Origin of the sequence: Dyadobacter koreensis (assembly GCF_900108855.1) — a bacterium.
In the GTDB taxonomy this organism is placed as follows: domain Bacteria; phylum Bacteroidota; class Bacteroidia; order Cytophagales; family Spirosomataceae; genus Dyadobacter; species Dyadobacter koreensis.
Genome location: NZ_FNXY01000003.1, coordinates 568,441 through 588,342, shown reverse-complemented (window position 1 = coordinate 588,342; position 19,902 = coordinate 568,441). Strand labels below are relative to the sequence as shown.

The window sequence follows — 19,902 nt, the reverse complement described above, 5'->3', positions numbered from 1 at the left end:
TATGTTAAGGCTGATTACCAGCAAAGTTTATCCAAATATAACGAGACAATTACGCAAATATTTGTCTGTTCACATCTTTTGTGCCAAGATTAAAATTAAATTCATGCATTTAGCAAAATAGACTATTCCATGGCACACCTTTTATGGTATTTGAGCTGTTTTTTGGAAAAATAGATAGTATAAATAGGACTTTGACAATACAAACATTGCCCATTTTTGATTAACGTAGTATTTTATATAGAATTGAATTACATTTGTTTCCAATGGAAAATAACTTTTAGAGCCCATGACAACATTAGATTCGTACAATTTTTCCGGCAAAAAAGCCTTGGTTCGCGTTGATTTTAACGTACCGCTTAATGACAAGTTTGAGATCACGGATGATACCCGTATCCGTGCGACCATACCTACTATCAGCAAGATTCTTAATGAAGGAGGATCTGTAATTTTGATGTCCCACCTTGGGCGTCCGAAAGATGGGCCAACGGAAAAATATTCTTTGAAACATTTGGTTAACCCTCTTTCTTTAATTTTAGGTAAAACAGTAAAGTTTGCTGACGATTGTATCGGAGCAAGCGCAACCGAGCTGGCCGCAGCATTACAGCCTGGTGAAGTTTTGCTTTTGGAGAACCTTCGTTTTTACAAAGAAGAAGAAAAAGGAAATGAAGAATTTGCTGAGAAATTGTCTAAACTGGGAGATGTTTGGGTGATGGACGCATTCGGAACGGCTCACCGTGCGCACGCTTCTACGGCAGTTATCGGTAAGTTTTTCGCTGACAAAGTCTGTGGTTATGTAATGCAGGCTGAATTGGATAATGCTGAAAGATTGCTTGAACACTCGGAGCGCCCTTTCACTGCGATCATGGGCGGAGCAAAAATTTCTGATAAAATTCTAATCATCGAGCGTCTGCTGGATAAAGTTGATAACTTGATCATCGGCGGCGGGATGTCATATACTTTTACAAAAGCATTAGGTGGAAATATAGGAAAATCATTACTTGAGGCAGATAAATTGGAGTTGACACTTGAATTGCTTGAAAAGGCGAAACAAAAAGGTGTAAATCTTGTATTGCCAATCGATACTGTCATTGCAGATAAATTCAGTAACGACGCAGATCGCCAGACGGTACCAGCAGCCGAAATTCCAGCTGAGTGGGAAGGTTTGGACATTGGACCTAAAACAATCGAATTGTTCAAAGGGATCATTGCATCTTCGAAAACAGTTCTTTGGAACGGCCCAATGGGTGTTTTTGAATTCCCTAATTTTGCTATTGGTACAAACGCAATTGCTGAGGCAGTTGTTGCTGCCACAGAAGAAAACGATGCTTTTTCACTAATTGGTGGTGGAGATTCTGCTTCTGCTGTGAACAATGCAGGTTATGGAGACCGCGTGAGCTATGTATCAACAGGTGGCGGTGCATTGCTTGAATATATGGAAGGTAAAGTTTTGCCAGGCGTTGCTGCTTTGGAAAGCTAATATTGGAGCAGTTGTCCTTCGGCCGTCAGCTATCAAGCATAAACCGGTTAGATACTTTGGCAATAACCGTATTAGTTTAACAACTGGCTGATTGTAGAAATTAAGAATTGAGAACTGGACACTTGGTGTCCGGTTCTCAATTTTTTTTGTTTCAATGGACAGATTTGAGTTCTATTTTAGATTATGCTGTCATTATCTGCAATCTGAATGCTAATAGCCGGCAGCCGGCAGCCGAAAACAAAAAAAGAAATCCATTCCTCAATTGAAGAATGGATTATCTGTATTATTAACCTAACTAATTTATAAATAAAGTCACAACCTGACCTGTATTTTTCTTTTTAACTTCCGCTTTTCACACGAGACTGGATGTCATCAGAACCCGTGTTGCGTTGTCTTGTTTTAACATTCTGGTTCCCGAAACGATAGGTAAACGTGATGCGCGCCTGGCGACTTGGCCATGTACTTTTTACTCTCAAATCGATGTCTTCAAACTTCGTTGTACCTCTGAATTTGTTTGTCCAGAAAGGATCCTGAACGCTCAGACGGATCGTTGCTTTTTTATCCATCAGTGATTTTTGCAAACCAAGATTAATAGCGCCTTGCGTTTTGGAAGATAGAAGTCCATAAATAGCCGGACTGTTATACCATCCTGAAATTTCTGCGGTCCAGTTCTTAGGTAGCGTAAAGGTGTTATTTACGAATGCGTTGTAAGTAAAAATTTTCATATCAAATGGCGCATTCCGGTAAAACGTCTGGTAGTGGTTATAGGCGGCCGATATATTTGTCTGGATATTCCACCATTTTTTAACAGGAATTGGCGCTGAGATTGTAAGGCTTATATAATTTTGATTATCAAGATTTTCTGTTGTTACGTAGGTTTGGTTTTTTTCAGGAACCAACATTGGAACCTCGTCGGCAATCATGTCTTTTACCCTGCTGTAAGCTAATGTCGTATTTAAAAAGCTTTTGTAAACGTGCACCAGCTGAAAGGAATGTGTATACTGCGGACGAAGATTTGGGTTGCCTTTCTGAAACGTGTAAGGGTCCAAATAATATTCGAACGGGTTAAGCGACTGATAATTTGGACGGTCGATCCGGTAGCTGTATGACAGATTCAAAACATTGCTGCTATCCAGATTTCTTGACACGAAAACACTAGGGAAAATATTCAGATAATTGCGGTCTCTAATGCTGTTCAGGGTTACAGAATTTCCAATTGCATGTGTATGTTCGGCACGTAACCCAAGTTGGAATTTCGTTTTTGAATTAAACTGACCGTTGTAATTGGCATATCCGGCGTTGATATTTTCAGTGTATTTAAACTGGTTGGTACGTGAGGGATCCAGTTGCCATACATCTCCGAAAGTTTCAAAAATCATATTGTTGTCAGATTTAACATAACTTGATTTCAAACCTGCTTCGAATTTTCCCTTACCGATTGGCTGCATATAATCCAGTTTTGCTACACCGATATTGATTAAAGCAGGCATATTGTTGCGAACGATATCAGGATTTCCTGTCGGCGTTCCGTCCGGGTTAAAGTATCTGGTATCCAGGAAATTATATCCTTTGCTGTCATATTGTACATAATCCACATCAAATGTCAACTCTTTGCCTTTGTCGTTAAACTGGTGTTTAAGGTTAACATTGGCGCTGATGTTATTCATGTGATTATTGGCATTCATATCAGTATGATAGGTTTGACGAAGGCTCAGATCGTCATTTAATATCTCAGCATCTGTTGCACGAATCGGATTTTTCCACGCATTGTAAAATCCTGAAAACAAGACACCGATCGTGGTTTTATCTGTTGCGAAATAGTCCATACCTACACGATAATTATAATTTCTCGCTCGCCAGTCACTCTTCGAGTCCATGTTAAAAGTTGTCGTCTTACCTTCATAAGGAATTGCGCGGTAAATTACTTGCCTGTTAAAACCTTCTCCTTCAAAAGCGCTGGCGGTACCAAAAAGACTTACTTTTCCTTTTCTGTTATTCAATGCAAGCGAGCCGTTTCCGCGACCGTAACCAGGTGAAGCAATGCCGCCGCCGATTGAGAAATTACCATTTGTTCCGAAATTCTTATTCTTCTTGAACTTGATATTGATGATTCCTGAATTTCCCGCTGCGTCGTATTTTGCAGATGGATTGGTAATCAGCTCGATCTTTTCAATATTGTCGCTCGGTGTGTTTCGTAATAAATTCACGAGTTCAGCCTGCGTCAGATAGGTTTGTTTGCCATCGATTTGCACAATGACACCATCTTTTCCGCGAAGTTGCAGCCTGTCGTTTTGTTGATCCACAGTTACACCCGGTGAGCGTTCAAGAACTTCAAGTGCCGTAGCTCCGGCGGAGACAATGCTGTTTTCAACATTAATGACTGTCCGGTCGATTTCCTGCTCTATAAATGGTTTTTTCGCAGTGACAGTTACTTCATTGAGAGATTTAGACTCGGGCTGAAGGATGAAGGAAGGAAGACTAACAATTTTGTCGGAGACAGAAAAAATTTTGCTGTACGATTTCTGATAGCCAACCATCGATACCAACGTCAGGTAATCTCCTGCATCAACCTGATCGAAAAGAAATTTTCCATTTTCGTCAGCAGCAAGTCCTTTGGAAAGGGTAGAGTCTTTCGCTTTAAGCAGCAAGACATTGACAAAAGGAAAGGGTTGTGATTTTTCATCCAGGATAGCTCCGGACACTTTTCCTTTTGTTGCAGGAGTTTGAGCGAGCACAAAGCTACCGCTCAGTAGCAATGCTACCGTTAGATTAATAAAGAATTTCATGGCTAATAGATTTTTATTTTCAAGCGATATCAGTCTTGGCTTCCCGAAATTGATCTTCTGTCTGCCTTGCGAAATATCGACTACATTGCAAAGATAAGTACTTGGTATAACATAGAACCTTAGATTACATAAATGGTTGTTTTGTTATATGAACGGAAATCCAAGCGACTGACTTTTTTTGATAGATACAAATAGAAGCAGGAATGTTGCATGAAGAAAGAAAAAAAGTTTAAATGGTAGGAAAAGCAGGATGAAACGAGCAGAAATGGTATCAAATTGAATTTAAACAAAAAAGCAGGAAGCTTTCCGATTAGAAAATTTCCTGCTTTTTAAATACCAACCACTTATCTATAAATCATCAATTTTTCATCAATTCTCCGTTTGGAACAGTAGAGGTATTTAGTTTTAAAAGGTCTTCACTTGTACTATTTATGAGGGTTATCACATCGATATCTAAAATAGCAGCAATCTGGATAAGTCTCTCCAAGGTGATTCTTGTGTAAGCAAGTTCAATCTTGCTGTATGCGTTTTGAGAAATTCCGAGTTTCATTGCCAAATATTCCTGGGTATAATCTCTATATTCTCTTACTTTCCTAATATTTGCTGCCACCGTTTTTATTCTCGTTTCCACCGCAACATTCATAGAGTATCAAAGGTTAATTAAAACATCATCACGTATTCATCATTATATACGGATTTTATGTACTGTTCGGATTACTTTGTCTCGTGAAAAATGAAAAATCAGCGTATTCCGGATACTATCAAGTAAAAAGAGTTTGATTAAAACCACTCCATCATTTGCAAGTAAGGTCTGAAATAATTTTGATACCACTTCTTTTCATCAGCTCACTTGCATTGAAATCAGTGCAGATTCCTTTTTTGAGCGTATAATTAAAGGAGATTATGCCGTCTGTTATGTCGCTGTTAAAACTAAAATTGGCAACGGCGGAATTGTTGGAAGTCAGGTGGGCCAATTCCAGATCGTGTGTGGATATAATACCAAAGGCGTTAAGTTCGCTTAATTGTTTTATCAGTGAAGCACCTCCTTTGTAACGGTCCTGCGAATTTGTTCCTTTAAACATTTCGTCCAGAAGAAAAAATATCGGTTTTCCGCTGCCTATTAAATTAAGCAATTGTTCAATCCTCTTTAACTCTGCGTAGAAAGAGGAAATCCCTTCCTCGAGATTATCCTGGGTACGCATACTGGTAAAAATTTCCATGTAAGATACACGGGCAGATCTGGCACAGCAGGGAGCGCCCATCAGTGCCAGAACCAGATTTGATCCGACCGTTCTTAAAAACGTGCTTTTTCCCGCCATGTTGGAACCCGTGATCATCGCAATTTCTCCTCGACCTGACAAATTAAAATCATTACAAATTCTCTTTTCAATTGTGATCAGCGGATGCCCCATCGTTCTAAAGTCGATGATGTAAGGCTCATCAACTATTTCGGGAAACGTATAAGATGGATTGGAATAGGAGAATCCGGCCAGGCTGGTGAGTACTTCAAATTCGCTGACCGCTGATGCCCAATCTCGCACTTGACTGCTGTTTTTGTTTTTCCAGGTCTCTGTCCGGAGAATCCAGTGAATATCCAGTAGCCATAGAATGTTAAAAATGCTATAAAAATCATTTTTTCCAAGTGATTTCTTCGTCCCTCTGTTTTGAAACACATCAAGTATAGATCTTAGCCTTTTGATTTCAGTCGCTGCCGAATAATTATTTATGCTAAAAGCAGACTGGATCCTTTGTAAATATTCAGAATCAAACTTTTCGTTTTCGATTTGGATAATCAGTGCATGATATCCGTTCAAAACTTGAACATTCCGGTGTGTATTATCAATAATGTCTTCGGCAATTTGATTGACTGTTTTTAAAAAACGGGAATTGATAAATAAAGTTACAAATAGCGGGATTACGAATTTTGCCGAAAAATCTTCTATAAAATAGGCCAAACCATAAATGAAGTAGCCAGTAGAAATGCTTGATAGAATTGCCAGCACAATACTGATCACACGATACCGTAATTTTCTTGGTAATAGTTCAGCGGGTTTTTCAATCCATTGTAAAAGTTTATTATAGTCGCTTTTCGAATTTTGGTAAGGAAGCCCGGCTGCCTGAAAATCTTGTCTCCAATCCAACTTGGGTGTGAGCTCCCTGACTGCCTGCTGCCTTTCCAGAATGATTGGCTTGCTGGCGGGCCGAGAAAGCCAGCTGGCCAGAAGGTGGCGGCCAGACTCCGTCGTCGCTCGATTGATCAGTTGAAAAAGTGAATGATTTCCAAATACATCAAAATCCGAAGAATACGCATGGTCTCGCGACGCGAAAACTTCACCATTCGGAAGGTTCTCAAATTTGTTGACTAATTTCGATAACTCCGTCATGTTTATATCTTTCAAGAAACTGGCTTTCTGTCTCTGTCTAAAAAGTCGGTTGTATCGGTTTATCAACAAACCAAAACTGACAAGACAAAACGGGATCACAAAAAATAGGGGCAACAGCAATCTCTCATTTGCGAGGAAAATAATAACAACGATAGAACAAACAAATGCGGCCAGCCTGAATGTGGAAAGCCGGTTTATTGATTCGCTGAGGCGAACGACGGTAGAGTCAAGCTCACGAACTTTAATTTTGTAGATATCCATATAATTATTCAGTGTTGAATTCAAAGGGCAGGATTAACTTAATGAAGTTGCGCAATATAGGCAATGTAACCAAATGGCAGCTTTCTAATAACTATGATTTCACCTTTGCCATGGTGACGGTATTAATTGTTTCTGCATTTAACAGACCGGCAGAGCTTATGAGAATAATCTTGTAATGTATAAATTAAGTAATATTTGTGGCGAGTGTTGACCTAGTTTCTCCGTTTGTAGAAAAACTCACCAGTTTAATTTATTAGAATTTATACTACAATATCTGCTTTACTCTGTTGGGGAGTATTTCGTATAAAACTTACTTCTTTTTCGATTTTGATTTTTTGTCGGCTTTGCTCATTTCCATTTCATAGTATATAATGACCATGCGCGTTTACGTTTTAATGCGCTCCGCAGATCATTCAAAATATTCTTTTTAGTTGTAAAGCATTCTTTGTAGTTGTTTGATTACTAAGGTGTTATGTGGATTTGGCATGAAGCTTTAACTACACTCACTGAACACGAAGTTCAAACAGGGAGCGCTGAAAACCTGAAAAAGAGTAAGCGATTGTTAACTAAATTTTTAAGATTATGAAATTTCAGGAATTGAATGCCGCAGAAATGAATGAAATCAATGGAGGTCTTTTAGGATTGGGAAACAGCAATGATTCTGCATCGTCAGGTGGATTGTTTGGAGCGCTGGGACTTAATTTCAGCAATGAATCAGTCGATAACGATGGATCGTCAGACAAAACAAATTTCGGTTTGGGTCTTGATTTAGGTGGGATTTTTAACTCGATCACACAATAAGATCGGATAGAGGTCCAACCAAAATTATAACAGGGATAGCTGAAAACCTGCAAACGAGTAAGCAAATTTTTCATTAAACATCTAGAAATTATGAAACTTCAGGAATTAAATTTCGCAGAAATGAATGAAATAAATGGTGGATTATTAGGGCTTGGCAACAGCAATGATTCAAGTTCTTCAGGCGGATTGTTTGGAGCACTGGGATTAAATTTTAGCCATGAATCAGTAGACGATGATGGATCATCAGAAAAAACCAACTTTGGTTTAGGTCTGGATCTGGGTGGAATTTTTAATTCTATTACCAACTAAAAAGATGCTTTTGGTTAGACAGATAAGAGGGGTGGCTTAGTCACCCCCTCTTTGTTTCATCACCAGGCGAAAAATGTCATAAACCCGAACGGTATGGACAATAACAAAATCTTCCCACCAGAAATTCTTGAATACACAGCAGACTATCACTTTCACCAGCATAATACGCGATCTCAACTGGTTTATCAGCTGTTGCTGCTGATTATTGTCGCTGCATTTGTTTCCTTGTTTATCATCACAGTCGATGTCAGCGTTCGGAGCACCGGGATTATCCGGTCGGTAAATGACAAAAATGAAATTAAAGCACTTGTTGGCGGAAGGGTTGATTCAGTTTTTATTTCCGAAAATCAGCGTGTAAAACAAGGACAAACTTTGCTGACGATCCAGGCAGAAATCCTGACTGAACAGAATCAGTTGACCCTCGCCCAGCAAACGGACTACGAAAATCAGGTTAAAGATCTTCAAAAACTGTTGCATTTGAGCCGTACAAACAACTGGAGCAAAAAGCCAGGACTTCAAAGCGGACTATATAAACAGGATTTCGCGCTGTTTTGGCAAAAAATAACAGAGGCGAAAACGACTTTGTTTACGGTTGAAAAAGATTTCGCGAGAAGTGTGAAGCTGCATGACGTTAAAGCAATTTCGGAAGCGGAATATGACCGCGCGGTTTTATTGCACAGTAATGCAAAAAGCAAGATAAAGACGATTATGGAAGAGGAGGAGGCTCGTTGGGAATCGGAACTGACGCAGCTTAATATGAAAGTTCGTGAGTTAAATTCCAAAAATGAACAGTATTTAAGAGAAAAAGACTTTTACACAATCAAGGCGCCTATAAGTGGCACTGTACAGCAATTGAAGGGTTTACAGGCTGGCAGTTCTGTATCTCCAAATGAATTTTTAGCCGAAATTTCACCAGATGCCTCAATGGTTGCCGAGATGTACGTATTGCCGAAAGATATCGGTTTGCTGCATAAAGGGACGGTAACCAGATTACAGGTTGATGCTTATAATTACAATCAGTGGGGGCTGGTGACGGGAAAAGTGATCTCCATATCAAATGATGTTTATACCAATGGAAGCCAGCAGCCATTTTTCAAAGTCCGCTGCCAGCTTGATAAGGATGCCCTCACTTTAAGAAACGGATATGTTGGAAAATTGAAAAAAGGAATGACGCTCCAGGCGAGATTTCTTGTTACGGAACGTACGCTCTTTCAGCTCCTTTATGATAAAGCGGATGATTGGCTTAATCCGAATCTGATTGCGACCGAAGACACGCCACCTCAAAAATAATACGTTATGGACCAACCTAAATCCCATAACTTATGGGCTAAACTAAACGGCTTCAAGAACAGCCTTGCTGGAAAAATACCTTATTTCTCAACGAAAAGTAAACTTGGGCATGTTGCTATAAAACAGCATGACTTGACAGATTGCGGTGCCACCTGCCTCGCTTCGGTGGCGGCATATTATAATCTGACAGTACCGGTTGCAAGAATCCGCCAATATGCGTCAACGGATAAAAAAGGGACAAATGTGCTTGGGCTTATCGAAGCTGCCAATAAACTGGGGTTTAACTCAAAAGGGGTAAAAGCAACATTTGAGCAGCTTCCACACGTGCCGGTTCCGGTTATCGCACACGTGATTATCAAAAACGTGCTGCATCACTACGTGGTAGTTTACAAGGTAACAGACACTACGGTCGAGGTCATGGATCCAGCGTATGGCGAGATAATGGCGCTGACTTATGACCAGTTTAAAAGTATATGGACAGGAGTTTTAATACTGGTTCAGCCGGGAGATACATTTATGGAAGGGAATGAGACGATTTCCGTTTCCAAAAGATTCTGGTTTCTGTTACAACCTCATAAATCTGTTTTATTACAGGTTCTCACCGGCGCAATTGTTTACACTTTGCTGGGACTTTCAACGTCTATCTTCCTGCAAAAGATTGTAGATAATGTTCTTCCCGAAGGTAACAGAAATCTTCTGAACCTGATGGGGATTATCATGATCGCACTGCTATTTTTCCGGGTTGTGATCAATCACTCCAAATCACTTCTAACAATTAAAACCGGTCAGCAGATTGACGCGAGGCTTATTTTGGGTTATTATAAGCATTTACTGCGATTGCCGCAGCAATTTTTTGATAATATGCGGGTCGGGGAGATTATTTCCAGAATTAACGATGCTGTCAAAATCCGGGTGTTTATCAATGATGTGCTAATAGGGTTTTCGGTAAACTTTTTTATCCTGATTTTCTCGTTTGTACTGATGTTTACTTACTACTGGAAATTGGCACTGATTATGCTTGGCGTCGTTCCGTTGTATGCGGTTATCTATTATTTCTCCAATAAAGTTAACAAAACCACGCAGCGCAAATTAATGGAAAGTTCTGCCGAGCTGGAATCGCAGCTGGTAGAATCTATTAATTCTGTGAGCACGATCAAGCGATTTGGCCTGGAAGACTTTACCAATTTAAAAACAGAAACAAAGTTTGTCGGAATGCTTCGTTCGGTTTATGAATCGAATACCAATTCTTTATGGATAGGCGATTTCAGCGGTTTTGTTTCAAGTGCCTTTACAATTATTCTACTTTGGGCCGGCTCGCTTTTCGTCCTTGAAAATATCATTACTCCTGGCGAACTGCTTTCATTTTATGCGATCATCGGATATTTTACAGGACCAGTTTCGAGTTTGATCGGAATGAATAAAACCATTCAGGATGCTTCGATTGCGGCGGATCGTCTTTTTGAAATCATGGATATTGAAAGGGAGTCGCTGGAAAATAAGGCTGAACTTACGCCGGATATGATTGGCGACATTTATTTCAGGAATGTTCATTTTCGATATGGATCCCGCGTAACGGTTTTCGAGGGGCTGGATCTGATGATTCCAAAAGGAAAAATTACTGCAATTGTCGGCGAAAGCGGCTCGGGAAAAACAACTTTACTTTCTCTGTTGCAAAATATTTATCCTATTGAATCCGGAAATATTCAGTTAGGTGGATTTGATCTGAAATATTTGACGAACGATAGTTTGAGAAAATTGGTAAGCGCAGTACCGCAGGACGTCCATCTTTTTGCAGGAAATGTGATCAATAACATTGCGGTTGGAGAGTTTGAACCTGATATGAAAAAAATCGTTTCAATTTGTCAGGAACTTGATATTATCAAATTTATTGAAAATCTTCCAAACGGGTTTAATACCTATATCGGTGAAAACGGAACAAGTCTCTCAGGTGGTCAACGCCAGCGACTCGCTATTGCCCGGGCACTTTACCGCGATCCGGAAATCCTTATCCTTGATGAAGCGACGTCATCTCTGGATTCGAAATCGGAAGGCCATATTCAACTGGCAGTCCAGTCATTACGCAAGAAAAATAAAACAATTATTCTGATTGCACATCGATTAAGCACGGTTATGAACGCCGATAAAATCGTTGTTCTGGAAAAAGGAAAACTTGTGGAAGAAGGAAATCATAAAAAGCTCATTTCAAAAAAGGGCAGATATTTTGATATGTGGAAACAACAATTTCCATCTTTGGAAAGTGTGAATTAGCTGTCGTTTCTTGCTTCGATATTAATCTATGAACGCTTTTACGATAATGAAGAGAGGCCGGTTTTTAAAACTTGGCTTCTTTTTTCCGTTTTAAAACCAGTATTTTTTAGTAATTAGGCTTATGTTTTAATAAAACAAAAGCAAGAATGATCAACAGACTCTATGATACCTCGTTAAGTTTATTAACGGATTTATACCAGCTTACAATGGCTTATGGCTACTGGAAATCAGGAAAGGCAGAGCAAGAAGCAGTATTTAATCTGTATTTTAGAAAACACCCTTTTCAGGGAGGCTTTACAATTGCCTGCGGGTTAAGCAGTGTAATTGATTATCTGAATGAATACCGGATTGACGAAGAAGATCTTGAATATATCGGATCGTTGACGGGCAGTGATGGCAAAGCACTTTTCGAGAAGGAATTTTTGGATTATCTGCGTGATATGGAATTCAAATGTAGTGTCGATGCAATTCCTGAAGGCACGGTGGTTTTCCCAAATCAGCCTTTACTGAGAATTCAGGGACCTGTTTTGCAATGTCAGTTACTTGAAACACCGCTTTTAAATCTCATCAACTTCCAGTCCTTAATCGCGACAAAAGCAGCAAGAATGCGTTTAGTGGCGAATGAAGATGCCCTTTTAGAATTTGGGTTAAGGCGGGCGCAAGGCCCGGATGGCGGAATGACAGCCAGCCGTGCGGCTTATATCGGCGGCTTTGATGCAACTTCGAACGTTCTTGCAGGGAAACTTTATGGGATTCCCGTAAAAGGCACACATGCGCACAGTTGGGTAATGTCGTTTGAAAGCGAACTTGAATCGTTTGAAACTTACGCCTTGCATATGCCCAATAATGTTACCTTACTTGTCGATACTTACGATTCAATTCAGGGAGTTGAAAATGCAATTATTGTGGGAAAACAGCTCCGTGAACGAGGATATGAGTTGGGCGGTATCCGGCTGGATTCCGGAGATCTCGCGTATTTAAGTATAGAAGCGAGAAAATTGCTTGACGATGCAGGATTTGAAAAAACTAATATTGTTGCCAGTAATGATCTGGACGAATATATTATGGACAGTTTAAAAATCCAGGGTGCGAAAATTAACGTTTGGGGAATCGGTACCAAATTGGTAACCGCGTTTGATCAGCCGGCGCTAGGAGGTGTTTTCAAACTGGCGGCGATTAAAAATGAGGCGGGCGAGTGGGATTATAAATTGAAACTTTCCGAACAGGCAATTAAAGTTTCAACTCCCGGAATTCAACAAGTAAGGCGTTTCAAAGATTCAAAAGGGTTTATTTCCGACATGATCTTTAATATCGAAACTCCCCTTATCGGGAAATCTACTATGGTTGATCCTTATGATTTTACGAAGACAAGGTCATTTTCCGAAACAATCCAGTTCGAAGATCTGCTGGTACCAATTTTTGCCAAAGGAGTTTTGATTTATCATCTGCCTTCAATTCACGAAACAAAAGAACGCGTCGAACAGCAATTGGCACATTTTCATAAGGGGATAAAGAGATTTGTTAATCCACATACCTATCCGGTTGGTCTGGAAAAAGAGTTATTCGATATGAAAACAGAGTTGATCGTAAAGTTAAGAGCTGGGAAGTGATATTAAATTCAAGACAAATGAGCGATGAAATTCCACAACCGAATACTGAAATTTTAAAAGAACTGATCGTGTATCGAATGCCTTTCGGAAAATATAAGGACTGGTTGATCACAGACCTGCCAGTTTCCTACCTGGAATGGTTTGAACGCGAAGGTTTTCCGGCAGGCAAACTTGGTATGCTTTTGAGCACCATGTACGAGATCCGGCTAAATGATCTCATGTTTTTGATTGATGGCTTGAAAAAGATTTACAGGAGGTAAACATGTTTTAGTCAGAATGACTAATTCAAGCGTATGCTGTTTGCAGAGAGACAGATTCTTAAGCGAAATACGGGTGAAGATTTTAATCTTCGCCCGTATTTAAAAAAAACTCAAAATACTGAATGATCAGCCGATGGCCTCGCTCCCAGAACGAAGTACTATTTCTTCTCCGGCATTAAAACCACTTTGATGAAATTCTCATCATTAAAATATTTATCTGCAGCCGCCTTCGTACTGGCTACTGTGATGGACTTTAACAACTTATCTTCCTGAAGAACTTCTTCAAGGTCGTCGTCCAGGAACACAGTTTCATCAAGATAGTTGATCCAGAAGCTGTTTGTTTTCAGCGCAACTTCTGTTTTACGTCTTGTTTCTGCTACAAATTTTTCGATGTCTTTCTGATCGGCGCCATTTTGCTTTATTTTTTTCATTTCAGCAATGCTGCGAGCAACAAGTTTATCGACATTTTCAGGAGCGCATCCGAAACTGATTAAAAAACTGTAATGTCCGGAAGGGTATTTATCTACGTCTTGCGAAACTCTGACGCCATACACTCCGCTTTCTTCCTCACGAAGTGCTTCGATTAATTTGATCTGCAAAACCTCCTGCAAAGCTTCAATCTGGATATTGTTTTCAGGATTATAATCGTACTCGCCGCTAGTCACCAAAGTTACCTTACTCTTGGGTTCCAAACCTTTGTAAATTGTCTTTTCTATTTGTCCTTTTGGTGGAAAAATATTCGGGTGTTTATATGTATCATCTCGTTCCGTGGAAGGCAGGCTACCGATATATTTTTCCAGCAAAGGTTTGATAGCATCAAGTTTAAAAGCACCGACAAATGTGAAAACGAAGTCAGAAGCATCGGCAAAACGGTTTTTATAAATTTCTACCGCACGATCCAGACTTACTTTGTCGATACTTTCCGGAGTAAGCGGGCGTCGTTCCGGATTGTTGCTGGTTAATACAGCGTTTAAAGAATCAGAATAAACCTTGTCCGGTGTTAATGTCTTGCGCATATTTTCCAGGTAAGATTTTTGATTGCTAAGCATCCCGCTTACAACCTCCTTATCCTTACGCGGTTCTGTAAAATAGGCATACAAGAGCTGCAAAGTTGTTTCCAGATCTTTCGGACTCGTACTGCCTTCAACACCTTCTTTCAATTCAGTCACAAAAGGACTTCCACTCACCGTTTTTCCGGCCAGGAATTTTTGAAGCTGTGTTTGATTATAAGGCCCTACTCCGCCAGACTGAATCATATAACTTGTAAAAATCCCGGTTTCCCGCTCTCCTGGAAACAAAGAAAATCCTCCTTTTCCAGTCGCCTGAATCAAAATTTCATCATTTTTGAAATCGGTCGGTTTTAGTAAGACTTTGACACCGTTTGATAACGTGAGTTCTGTTACGCCCAGCTTTTCATTTGTTTTTTCACTGGTTATTTTTCCTGCCTTGGGTTCAGTTGCAAGTAGCGGAGAATCCAGCACGTCGTCCACATAGGCAGTAACGTTTTTTCCTGTTTCTGCCAACATGGTACGGATTCTGGCTTCTGTCGGAAGTGCATCTTTTGACTTCTCGGGGCCCATAATCACTACTGCGCGGTTTTTATCCGTGATGTATTTTTTAGCTAATCCGTTTACTTCTTCCAATTTGACACCATCAATGTGTTTTTGAAGAAACGCATAATAGGCTTCAATTCCCATGTAAGGTTTTTGATGCAAAAAGTGCTCCAAATACTGTCCGACATAATTTGCCGATTTGGTTTTATCTTTTTCCTTAAATGCCTGTTCAATTGAATTCATAAAATCCTTCTTGGCACGGTCAAGTTCAGGTGCTGTAAATCCGAATTTTTGAACCCGGGCATTTTCTTCCAACAAAGCGGTTAAAGCTGTTTCTATCGAGGAAGGGTCTTTGGCCAGCGCGATCGAAGTATACGAATCAAGGTTACCAAGGAAATCACCGTAGTTGCTGGAACCATATAGGAAAGGAGGGTTCGCTTTTTGGGTAAGTTCCTGCATTCGCTGACCCATCATTGCGTTATATAATCCCTGAGCAATATTGTTACGAACATCCTGCAGCGATTTTTCTTTCGAATTAGGTTGTTTATAGATCAGCTGGATTACGTTTTGCGGATACTCAGGATCCGTCACAATCGCAACGTTCGTGTTTCCATCCAGTGGAATCGAATATTCAACACGTTTCTTTGGATTTGCCGTCACCGGAATTTTCCCGAATTTATCAGCGATCATTGCCTCTACTTTCGCAACGTCAAAATCGCCGACAGCGACAACAGCCATAAGATCCGGCCGATACCAGTCTTTATAAAATGACTTGATCGTTTCTGGTTTAAAAGATTTCAGGATACTGTCTTTTCCGATCGGCAGGCGCTCGGCATACCGGGAATTGTTCAGGATCATTTTCAAATATTTGTCACGCATACGCTGCTGAGCACCGCGACCCATGCGGGATTCTTCCAAAACAACACCTCTTTCCTTTTCGATTTCAGCCGGATCCAGCAACGCGCCATGTGCCCAGTCGTCTAAAACCTGAATTCCTTTTTCCAGTAGTCCGGCCGAATCAGTCGGGATCGGAAGCATATATACGGTTTCGTCAAAGCCAGTATATGCATTCAAGTCAGCACCAAAACGAACTCCGGTTTTTTGAAGAAAATTAACCAGCTCATTTTTAGGGAAATTTGTTGTGCCGTTAAAATTCATGTGCTCCATAAAGTGAGCCAATCCCTGCTGTGCGTCAGTTTCCAGAACAGAACCTGCTTTAACGATCAGTCTCAGCTCAGCCCTATTTTTTGGTTCCGCATTTTTCTTGATGTAATAAGTTATACCATTTTTAAGCTTTCCTGTTTTTACGGAGGGATCTAGCGGAACTTTTTGCGTACTTAGCCCTTGTGCGGAGGTTGATAGTGACACCGTCGACCACATACCAAAAGCGCACAAAATCATGAGGGATTTTTTCATTTTACTTATATAAAGTTGATAAAATGTATGAAAAACGAAAGGTATTGTTATTAACTACTATTGCAAAGAGAGGTTAATAAAATATTTTAGTCGTAAAAGTGCTGAGAATAAAATAGCAGGTATGAAAAAGGACTTTTGGGAGCGAACGTGCAATCGCCCGCCCCTAAGTAAATTAGATCGTTAATGATATTTCTCAACCATTTGTTTCATAAAGGCAAGGCTGCCTTTCGCAAGATCTTCGGCGCTGTATTTTGACGTACGCCACAAGGAAGTTGGACCAATAAGTTCTTTAATTTCGGAGGAAAAGTTTTCCAGGATTAATGCACCTGAATAATTTATTTCAGCCAGCCCCTTAAATAATTCATCCCAATGTACATTTCCCTCTCCCAACATTCCGCGGTCACTTTCCGTCATATGAACATGAAGTAGCTTGTCGCCAGCCTGAATAACAGGGTCGTAGAAATTTGATTCCTCGATATTCATATGGAACGTATCAAGATGCAAGCCGAGATTTTCCGCACCGGATTTCTTGATTAACGTAAGCGTTTCGCTTGCAGCGGTGCAGATATAACTTTCATAACGGTTGACAGGCTCAATTCCGATTTTGATTCCGAGAGTTTTAGCATATGCGGCAACTTCCGTCCAGACCTGGCACATTATAACTTCCTCCTCTTTTGTCCTTGGCAGGCCCGTGAAAACGCCGATTCCCGAATGTAAAACACCGCCTAGAAATCCTACTTCAAGCTCGGATGTTTTATCCAGAGCGGCTTTTATCAGCGTCGTAGCTTCAAGCGGATGAAAAGGGATATGACAATTTTTAGGTAAATTTATCGTACACAACGCTTCGATATTATGCTCTTTCAATTGTCTTTTGACGGTAGCCGCATCAAAATCCATGGAGACAGGAAGTAGAATTTCGAGTATATCAAATCCTGTTTCTGCGGTTTTTTTTATGGCGTGAAGCCCTGCATCCGGCGTCCAGACTGGTGGAATCCAGGATAGAATAGAAGCTCCGAATTTTGGATTTAACATAGGTAGTTGAGATTTATATTTCTTTATACTTTGAAAATTTCATACCCGGCCTTTTCACGGACAATTTATTTTCTTAAATGTAAGTCCCTTTTTAAAATTTAGTTTTGAGCGGTTTGTGAATTTCATTTTCCCGTTGCTTTCTTCAACTTCGCCAAATCCCTCAATCAGGTCACTCCCTTTTTTTATCATGATAATTTCACGGACAGATTTTTGGCCTTCTGATGAAAATGTGTAATCAGCTAACAATGTATCCCCGATTATTTTTCCGCTTACAATTCCATTGTTACGGTCTTTTTCAAAAAACTGATAACTAAGATCTCCTGTAATAATCCCATTTGCCGTGTTTATGTGAAGGAAAGCGGTGTCTTTTTTTGTAGTGTAAGTGTAACAATCATAATTTTCAAAGTCGCTGACCAGTTTATCGGGCGCTGATGTCTTTTTATAGGTCACCTCTTTTCCGTTGGCCTTCACAATCATAACGCTGTCATTTACTGAGATAATTTTTAATGTGTCGTTGAATTTTTCAGCATTAGTTGACTGCTTACTTTTTCCCGAAAGAATCAGGCGGTCACCAAATTTTTCCCACTTTTCATAAGCCTTATTGTCAAGATTGATCGAAGTTGCAGTGCCTTCGTCTTTGAGTGTAAAGCCATGCTGGTGTTGCGGCTGATCTTCCATCGGGGTGGTCCAGCTGCCCGAAATTGAACCGGATTCTTTGGTGCATGAAACAAACAAGACGTTTAAGAAAATAATACCTAAAAATATCTTTTTCATGAATTTGCTGATGAATTGGTAAGACAAACTAGCAGAGCTAACCATTAACGTACCAAGTTATCATTCCATTTTGAAGATGTATTATTTTATCCGGATTTTTATTTTGGGCTCTTGAAGCTGACGTTTGTGTCCGGACCAGTATAAATCCGGAACAATTTCCTGATTGTCTAGGATTTATGGATTTTAAAATCCGGTTTTTTGAAAATGAGGATCAGGCCTGCAAAAACGAACGGAATGCTCAGGATTTGTCCCATATTAAAAGGCAGACTGGCTTCAAAAGCTTCCTGATCTATTTTCAGGAATTCATCAAAAAAGCGGAAACTGAAAAGCAGTATCAGGAATATGCCAAGTAGAAATCCGTCGGGTAATTTATCTGCTTTTCGTTTCCAGACCGAAAAAGTCAGGACGAAAAGCAAAAGGCAGAAAAGCGATTCATAAAGCTGTGCAGGATGCCTTGGAACGTGGTCAGCAGACGAAAATATAAAGGCCCAGGGTATGTCAGTCGGGACACCGATCATTTCAGAATTCATCAAATTGCCAAAGCGAATACATGCGCCGACTAATGAAGCAACGATCGTTACCCGGTCTAAAATTTGAAGATAATTCTCGTGGTACTTCTTTGAATAAAAATAAATCGACAGAAAAACACCGATGCCTCCTCCGTGACTGGCAAGTCCGGCTAATCCTGTAAATTCAAATTGAGGAGAAAAACGAATGGGAAGAATTTCGACGGGATGTTGCAGATAATAAAGTGGATCATAAAAAATAACATGACCAAGCCTCGCGCCGACTAACGTTCCTACGATAATATAGGTCGCGAGTTTATCAAGACGCTCAAACGATTTGCCTTCTTTCTTGTAAATATACAGCATCACCTGATATCCCAAAAATATTCCCAGCGCCCAGCATAAGCCATACCATTTTGGGATTTCCAGTCCGGGAAAAACGTTTGACCTGACGTTCCAGAGTATAAAAGACAACATTTAAATTTGGCAGTTTTGGCAAAATGCCAGGATAAAAGAAAAAATCGCAGCGTTTCTGATCATACGTTCTGTGACAAAATGATTGGCCCGGCGATTATGGCTGTCAATAATATGCAGTATTTCTTTTTCAAAGTTTTCATCGGAGCTATTTAGCTTTTTAAATTTTGCCCAGCCGTTTTGAAGATGATCAGAGCCCATTGCAATTGGTTTTAAAAGTTTCTTTTAGTTTGGTCTTTATCCGGTTCATCCGCGTGCTGATGTTAGTCGCGGTCAACTTCAAGGTTTCCGCTATTTCTTTATTGCTGTAACCTTCGAAATGCAAAATCATGATGGCTTTGTCCGTTGCTTCCAATCGATTAACAACAAATAGCAACTGCTGAATGTCATCGTCCGCGCAAACAAATGAGGTTTCGCCATTTAAATGAGAGTCCAAAAGCGGTTCGTTAGTTTTATTTTTCCTTTCCGTTTTAACTTTTGCGATAACAGTATTTAAGGCTATACTATAAATCCAGGTACTGATCTTTGAGTCACCTCTGAAAGTAGGGAAGGATTTCCAAAGTTGTAAAATGATATCCTGTCGGGCGTCTTTTATGTCTTCATCATCGCTATAATACAGTCGGCAGATACTGTTAATAATGCCCTGATTCTCTTTGACGACCTGTACAAAATCCGTTGTATTTATAGAACCCATCACACCT

General features: G+C 40.0%; 15 protein-coding genes. 7 read left to right on the top strand and 8 right to left on the bottom strand.

Annotation, left to right across the window (positions count from 1 at the left end; genetic code table 11):
• Positions 1-286 precede the first annotated feature (286 nt).
• On the top strand, positions 287-1,477 hold the full coding sequence (locus BMY70_RS11140; protein WP_090335247.1) for a phosphoglycerate kinase: 1,191 nt from the start codon (positions 287-289) through the stop codon (positions 1,475-1,477).
• 338 nt (positions 1,478-1,815) lie between these two features.
• On the opposite strand, the gene BMY70_RS11135 is transcribed toward BMY70_RS11140, so the two are convergent.
• From BMY70_RS11135 to BMY70_RS11125, 3 genes are all read right to left on the bottom strand, one after another.
• Complete coding sequence (locus BMY70_RS11135) at positions 1,816-4,263, bottom strand: TonB-dependent receptor (RefSeq protein WP_090335246.1); 2,448 nt, start codon at positions 4,261-4,263, stop codon at positions 1,816-1,818.
• Between the two features lie 358 nt (positions 4,264-4,621).
• Positions 4,622-4,906 (bottom strand): helix-turn-helix domain-containing protein, encoded by a 285-nt coding sequence (locus BMY70_RS11130; RefSeq protein WP_090335245.1) that lies wholly within the window; start codon positions 4,904-4,906, stop codon positions 4,622-4,624.
• A 151-nt stretch (positions 4,907-5,057) separates the two neighbouring features.
• A complete protein-coding gene (locus tag BMY70_RS11125; RefSeq protein ID WP_090335244.1) occupies positions 5,058-6,908 on the bottom strand; it encodes a MutS-related protein in 1,851 nt (616 codons plus the stop codon).
• Between the two features lie 582 nt (positions 6,909-7,490).
• Here BMY70_RS11125 and BMY70_RS11120 point away from each other — a divergent pair.
• The 6 genes from BMY70_RS11120 (at position 7,491) to BMY70_RS11095 (ending at position 13,446) form a co-directional block, all read left to right on the top strand.
• Positions 7,491-7,709 (top strand): hypothetical protein, encoded by a 219-nt coding sequence (locus tag BMY70_RS11120; protein WP_090335243.1) that lies wholly within the window; start codon positions 7,491-7,493, stop codon positions 7,707-7,709.
• 90 nt (positions 7,710-7,799) lie between these two features.
• The gene (locus BMY70_RS11115; protein WP_090335242.1) at positions 7,800-8,018 is read left to right on the top strand and encodes a hypothetical protein; all 219 of its coding nucleotides are present in this window, start codon (positions 7,800-7,802) and stop codon (positions 8,016-8,018) included.
• Positions 8,019-8,111: 93 nt separating this feature from the next.
• Entirely contained in the window at positions 8,112-9,308 is a 1,197-nt protein-coding gene (locus BMY70_RS11110) for an HlyD family secretion protein (protein WP_090335241.1), read from the top strand.
• Between the two features lie 6 nt (positions 9,309-9,314).
• A complete protein-coding gene (locus BMY70_RS11105) occupies positions 9,315-11,576 on the top strand; it encodes a peptidase domain-containing ABC transporter (protein WP_090335240.1) in 2,262 nt (753 codons plus the stop codon).
• Between the two features lie 146 nt (positions 11,577-11,722).
• Positions 11,723-13,186 carry a nicotinate phosphoribosyltransferase gene (locus BMY70_RS11100; protein ID WP_090335239.1) on the top strand — a complete coding sequence of 488 codons (1,464 nt, stop codon included), beginning with the start codon at positions 11,723-11,725 and terminating at the stop codon, positions 13,184-13,186.
• Positions 13,187-13,203: 17 nt separating this feature from the next.
• Positions 13,204-13,446 (top strand): DUF3820 family protein, encoded by a 243-nt coding sequence (locus tag BMY70_RS11095; protein ID WP_090335238.1) that lies wholly within the window; start codon positions 13,204-13,206, stop codon positions 13,444-13,446.
• A 158-nt stretch (positions 13,447-13,604) separates the two neighbouring features.
• Here the strand turns inward: BMY70_RS11095 and BMY70_RS11090 are convergent, their stop codons facing one another.
• The 5 genes from BMY70_RS11090 to BMY70_RS11065 form a co-directional block, all read right to left on the bottom strand.
• On the bottom strand, positions 13,605-16,415 hold the full coding sequence (locus BMY70_RS11090; protein WP_090335237.1) for a M16 family metallopeptidase: 2,811 nt from the start codon (positions 16,413-16,415) through the stop codon (positions 13,605-13,607).
• A 180-nt stretch (positions 16,416-16,595) separates the two neighbouring features.
• Positions 16,596-17,447 (bottom strand): sugar phosphate isomerase/epimerase family protein, encoded by an 852-nt coding sequence (locus BMY70_RS11085; protein WP_090335236.1) that lies wholly within the window; start codon positions 17,445-17,447, stop codon positions 16,596-16,598.
• A 54-nt stretch (positions 17,448-17,501) separates the two neighbouring features.
• Entirely contained in the window at positions 17,502-18,221 is a 720-nt protein-coding gene (locus BMY70_RS11080; protein WP_177197003.1) for a lipocalin family protein, read from the bottom strand.
• A 167-nt stretch (positions 18,222-18,388) separates the two neighbouring features.
• The gene (lgt, locus tag BMY70_RS11075; protein ID WP_090335234.1) at positions 18,389-19,204 is read right to left on the bottom strand and encodes a prolipoprotein diacylglyceryl transferase; all 816 of its coding nucleotides are present in this window, start codon (positions 19,202-19,204) and stop codon (positions 18,389-18,391) included.
• Between the two features lie 187 nt (positions 19,205-19,391).
• On the bottom strand, positions 19,392-19,895 hold the full coding sequence (locus tag BMY70_RS11065; RefSeq protein ID WP_090335232.1) for an RNA polymerase sigma factor: 504 nt from the start codon (positions 19,893-19,895) through the stop codon (positions 19,392-19,394).
• Positions 19,896-19,902: the final 7 nt, after the last annotated feature.

Bases quoted from the DNA above. Each gene is read 5' to 3' on its own strand.
- BMY70_RS11120 (WP_090335243.1), top strand. From the start codon at position 7,491: ATGAAATTTCAGGAATTGAATGCCGCAGAAATGAATGAAATCAATGGA.
- BMY70_RS11110 (WP_090335241.1), top strand. From the start codon at position 8,112: ATGGACAATAACAAAATCTTCCCACCAGAAATTCTTGAATACACAGCA.
- lgt (WP_090335234.1), bottom strand. From the start codon at position 19,204: ATGTTGTCTTTTATACTCTGGAACGTCAGGTCAAACGTTTTTCCCGGA.
- BMY70_RS11115 (WP_090335242.1), top strand. From the start codon at position 7,800: ATGAAACTTCAGGAATTAAATTTCGCAGAAATGAATGAAATAAATGGT.
- BMY70_RS11130 (WP_090335245.1), bottom strand. From the start codon at position 4,906: ATGAATGTTGCGGTGGAAACGAGAATAAAAACGGTGGCAGCAAATATT.
- BMY70_RS11095 (WP_090335238.1), top strand. From the start codon at position 13,204: ATGAGCGATGAAATTCCACAACCGAATACTGAAATTTTAAAAGAACTG.
- BMY70_RS11125 (WP_090335244.1), bottom strand. From the start codon at position 6,908: ATGGATATCTACAAAATTAAAGTTCGTGAGCTTGACTCTACCGTCGTT.
- BMY70_RS11100 (WP_090335239.1), top strand. From the start codon at position 11,723: ATGATCAACAGACTCTATGATACCTCGTTAAGTTTATTAACGGATTTA.
- BMY70_RS11090 (WP_090335237.1), bottom strand. From the start codon at position 16,415: ATGAAAAAATCCCTCATGATTTTGTGCGCTTTTGGTATGTGGTCGACG.
- BMY70_RS11105 (WP_090335240.1), top strand. From the start codon at position 9,315: ATGGACCAACCTAAATCCCATAACTTATGGGCTAAACTAAACGGCTTC.
- BMY70_RS11080 (WP_177197003.1), bottom strand. From the start codon at position 18,221: ATGAAAAAGATATTTTTAGGTATTATTTTCTTAAACGTCTTGTTTGTT.
- BMY70_RS11135 (WP_090335246.1), bottom strand. From the start codon at position 4,263: ATGAAATTCTTTATTAATCTAACGGTAGCATTGCTACTGAGCGGTAGC.
- BMY70_RS11085 (WP_090335236.1), bottom strand. From the start codon at position 17,447: ATGTTAAATCCAAAATTCGGAGCTTCTATTCTATCCTGGATTCCACCA.
- BMY70_RS11065 (WP_090335232.1), bottom strand. From the start codon at position 19,895: ATGGGTTCTATAAATACAACGGATTTTGTACAGGTCGTCAAAGAGAAT.
- BMY70_RS11140 (WP_090335247.1), top strand. From the start codon at position 287: ATGACAACATTAGATTCGTACAATTTTTCCGGCAAAAAAGCCTTGGTT.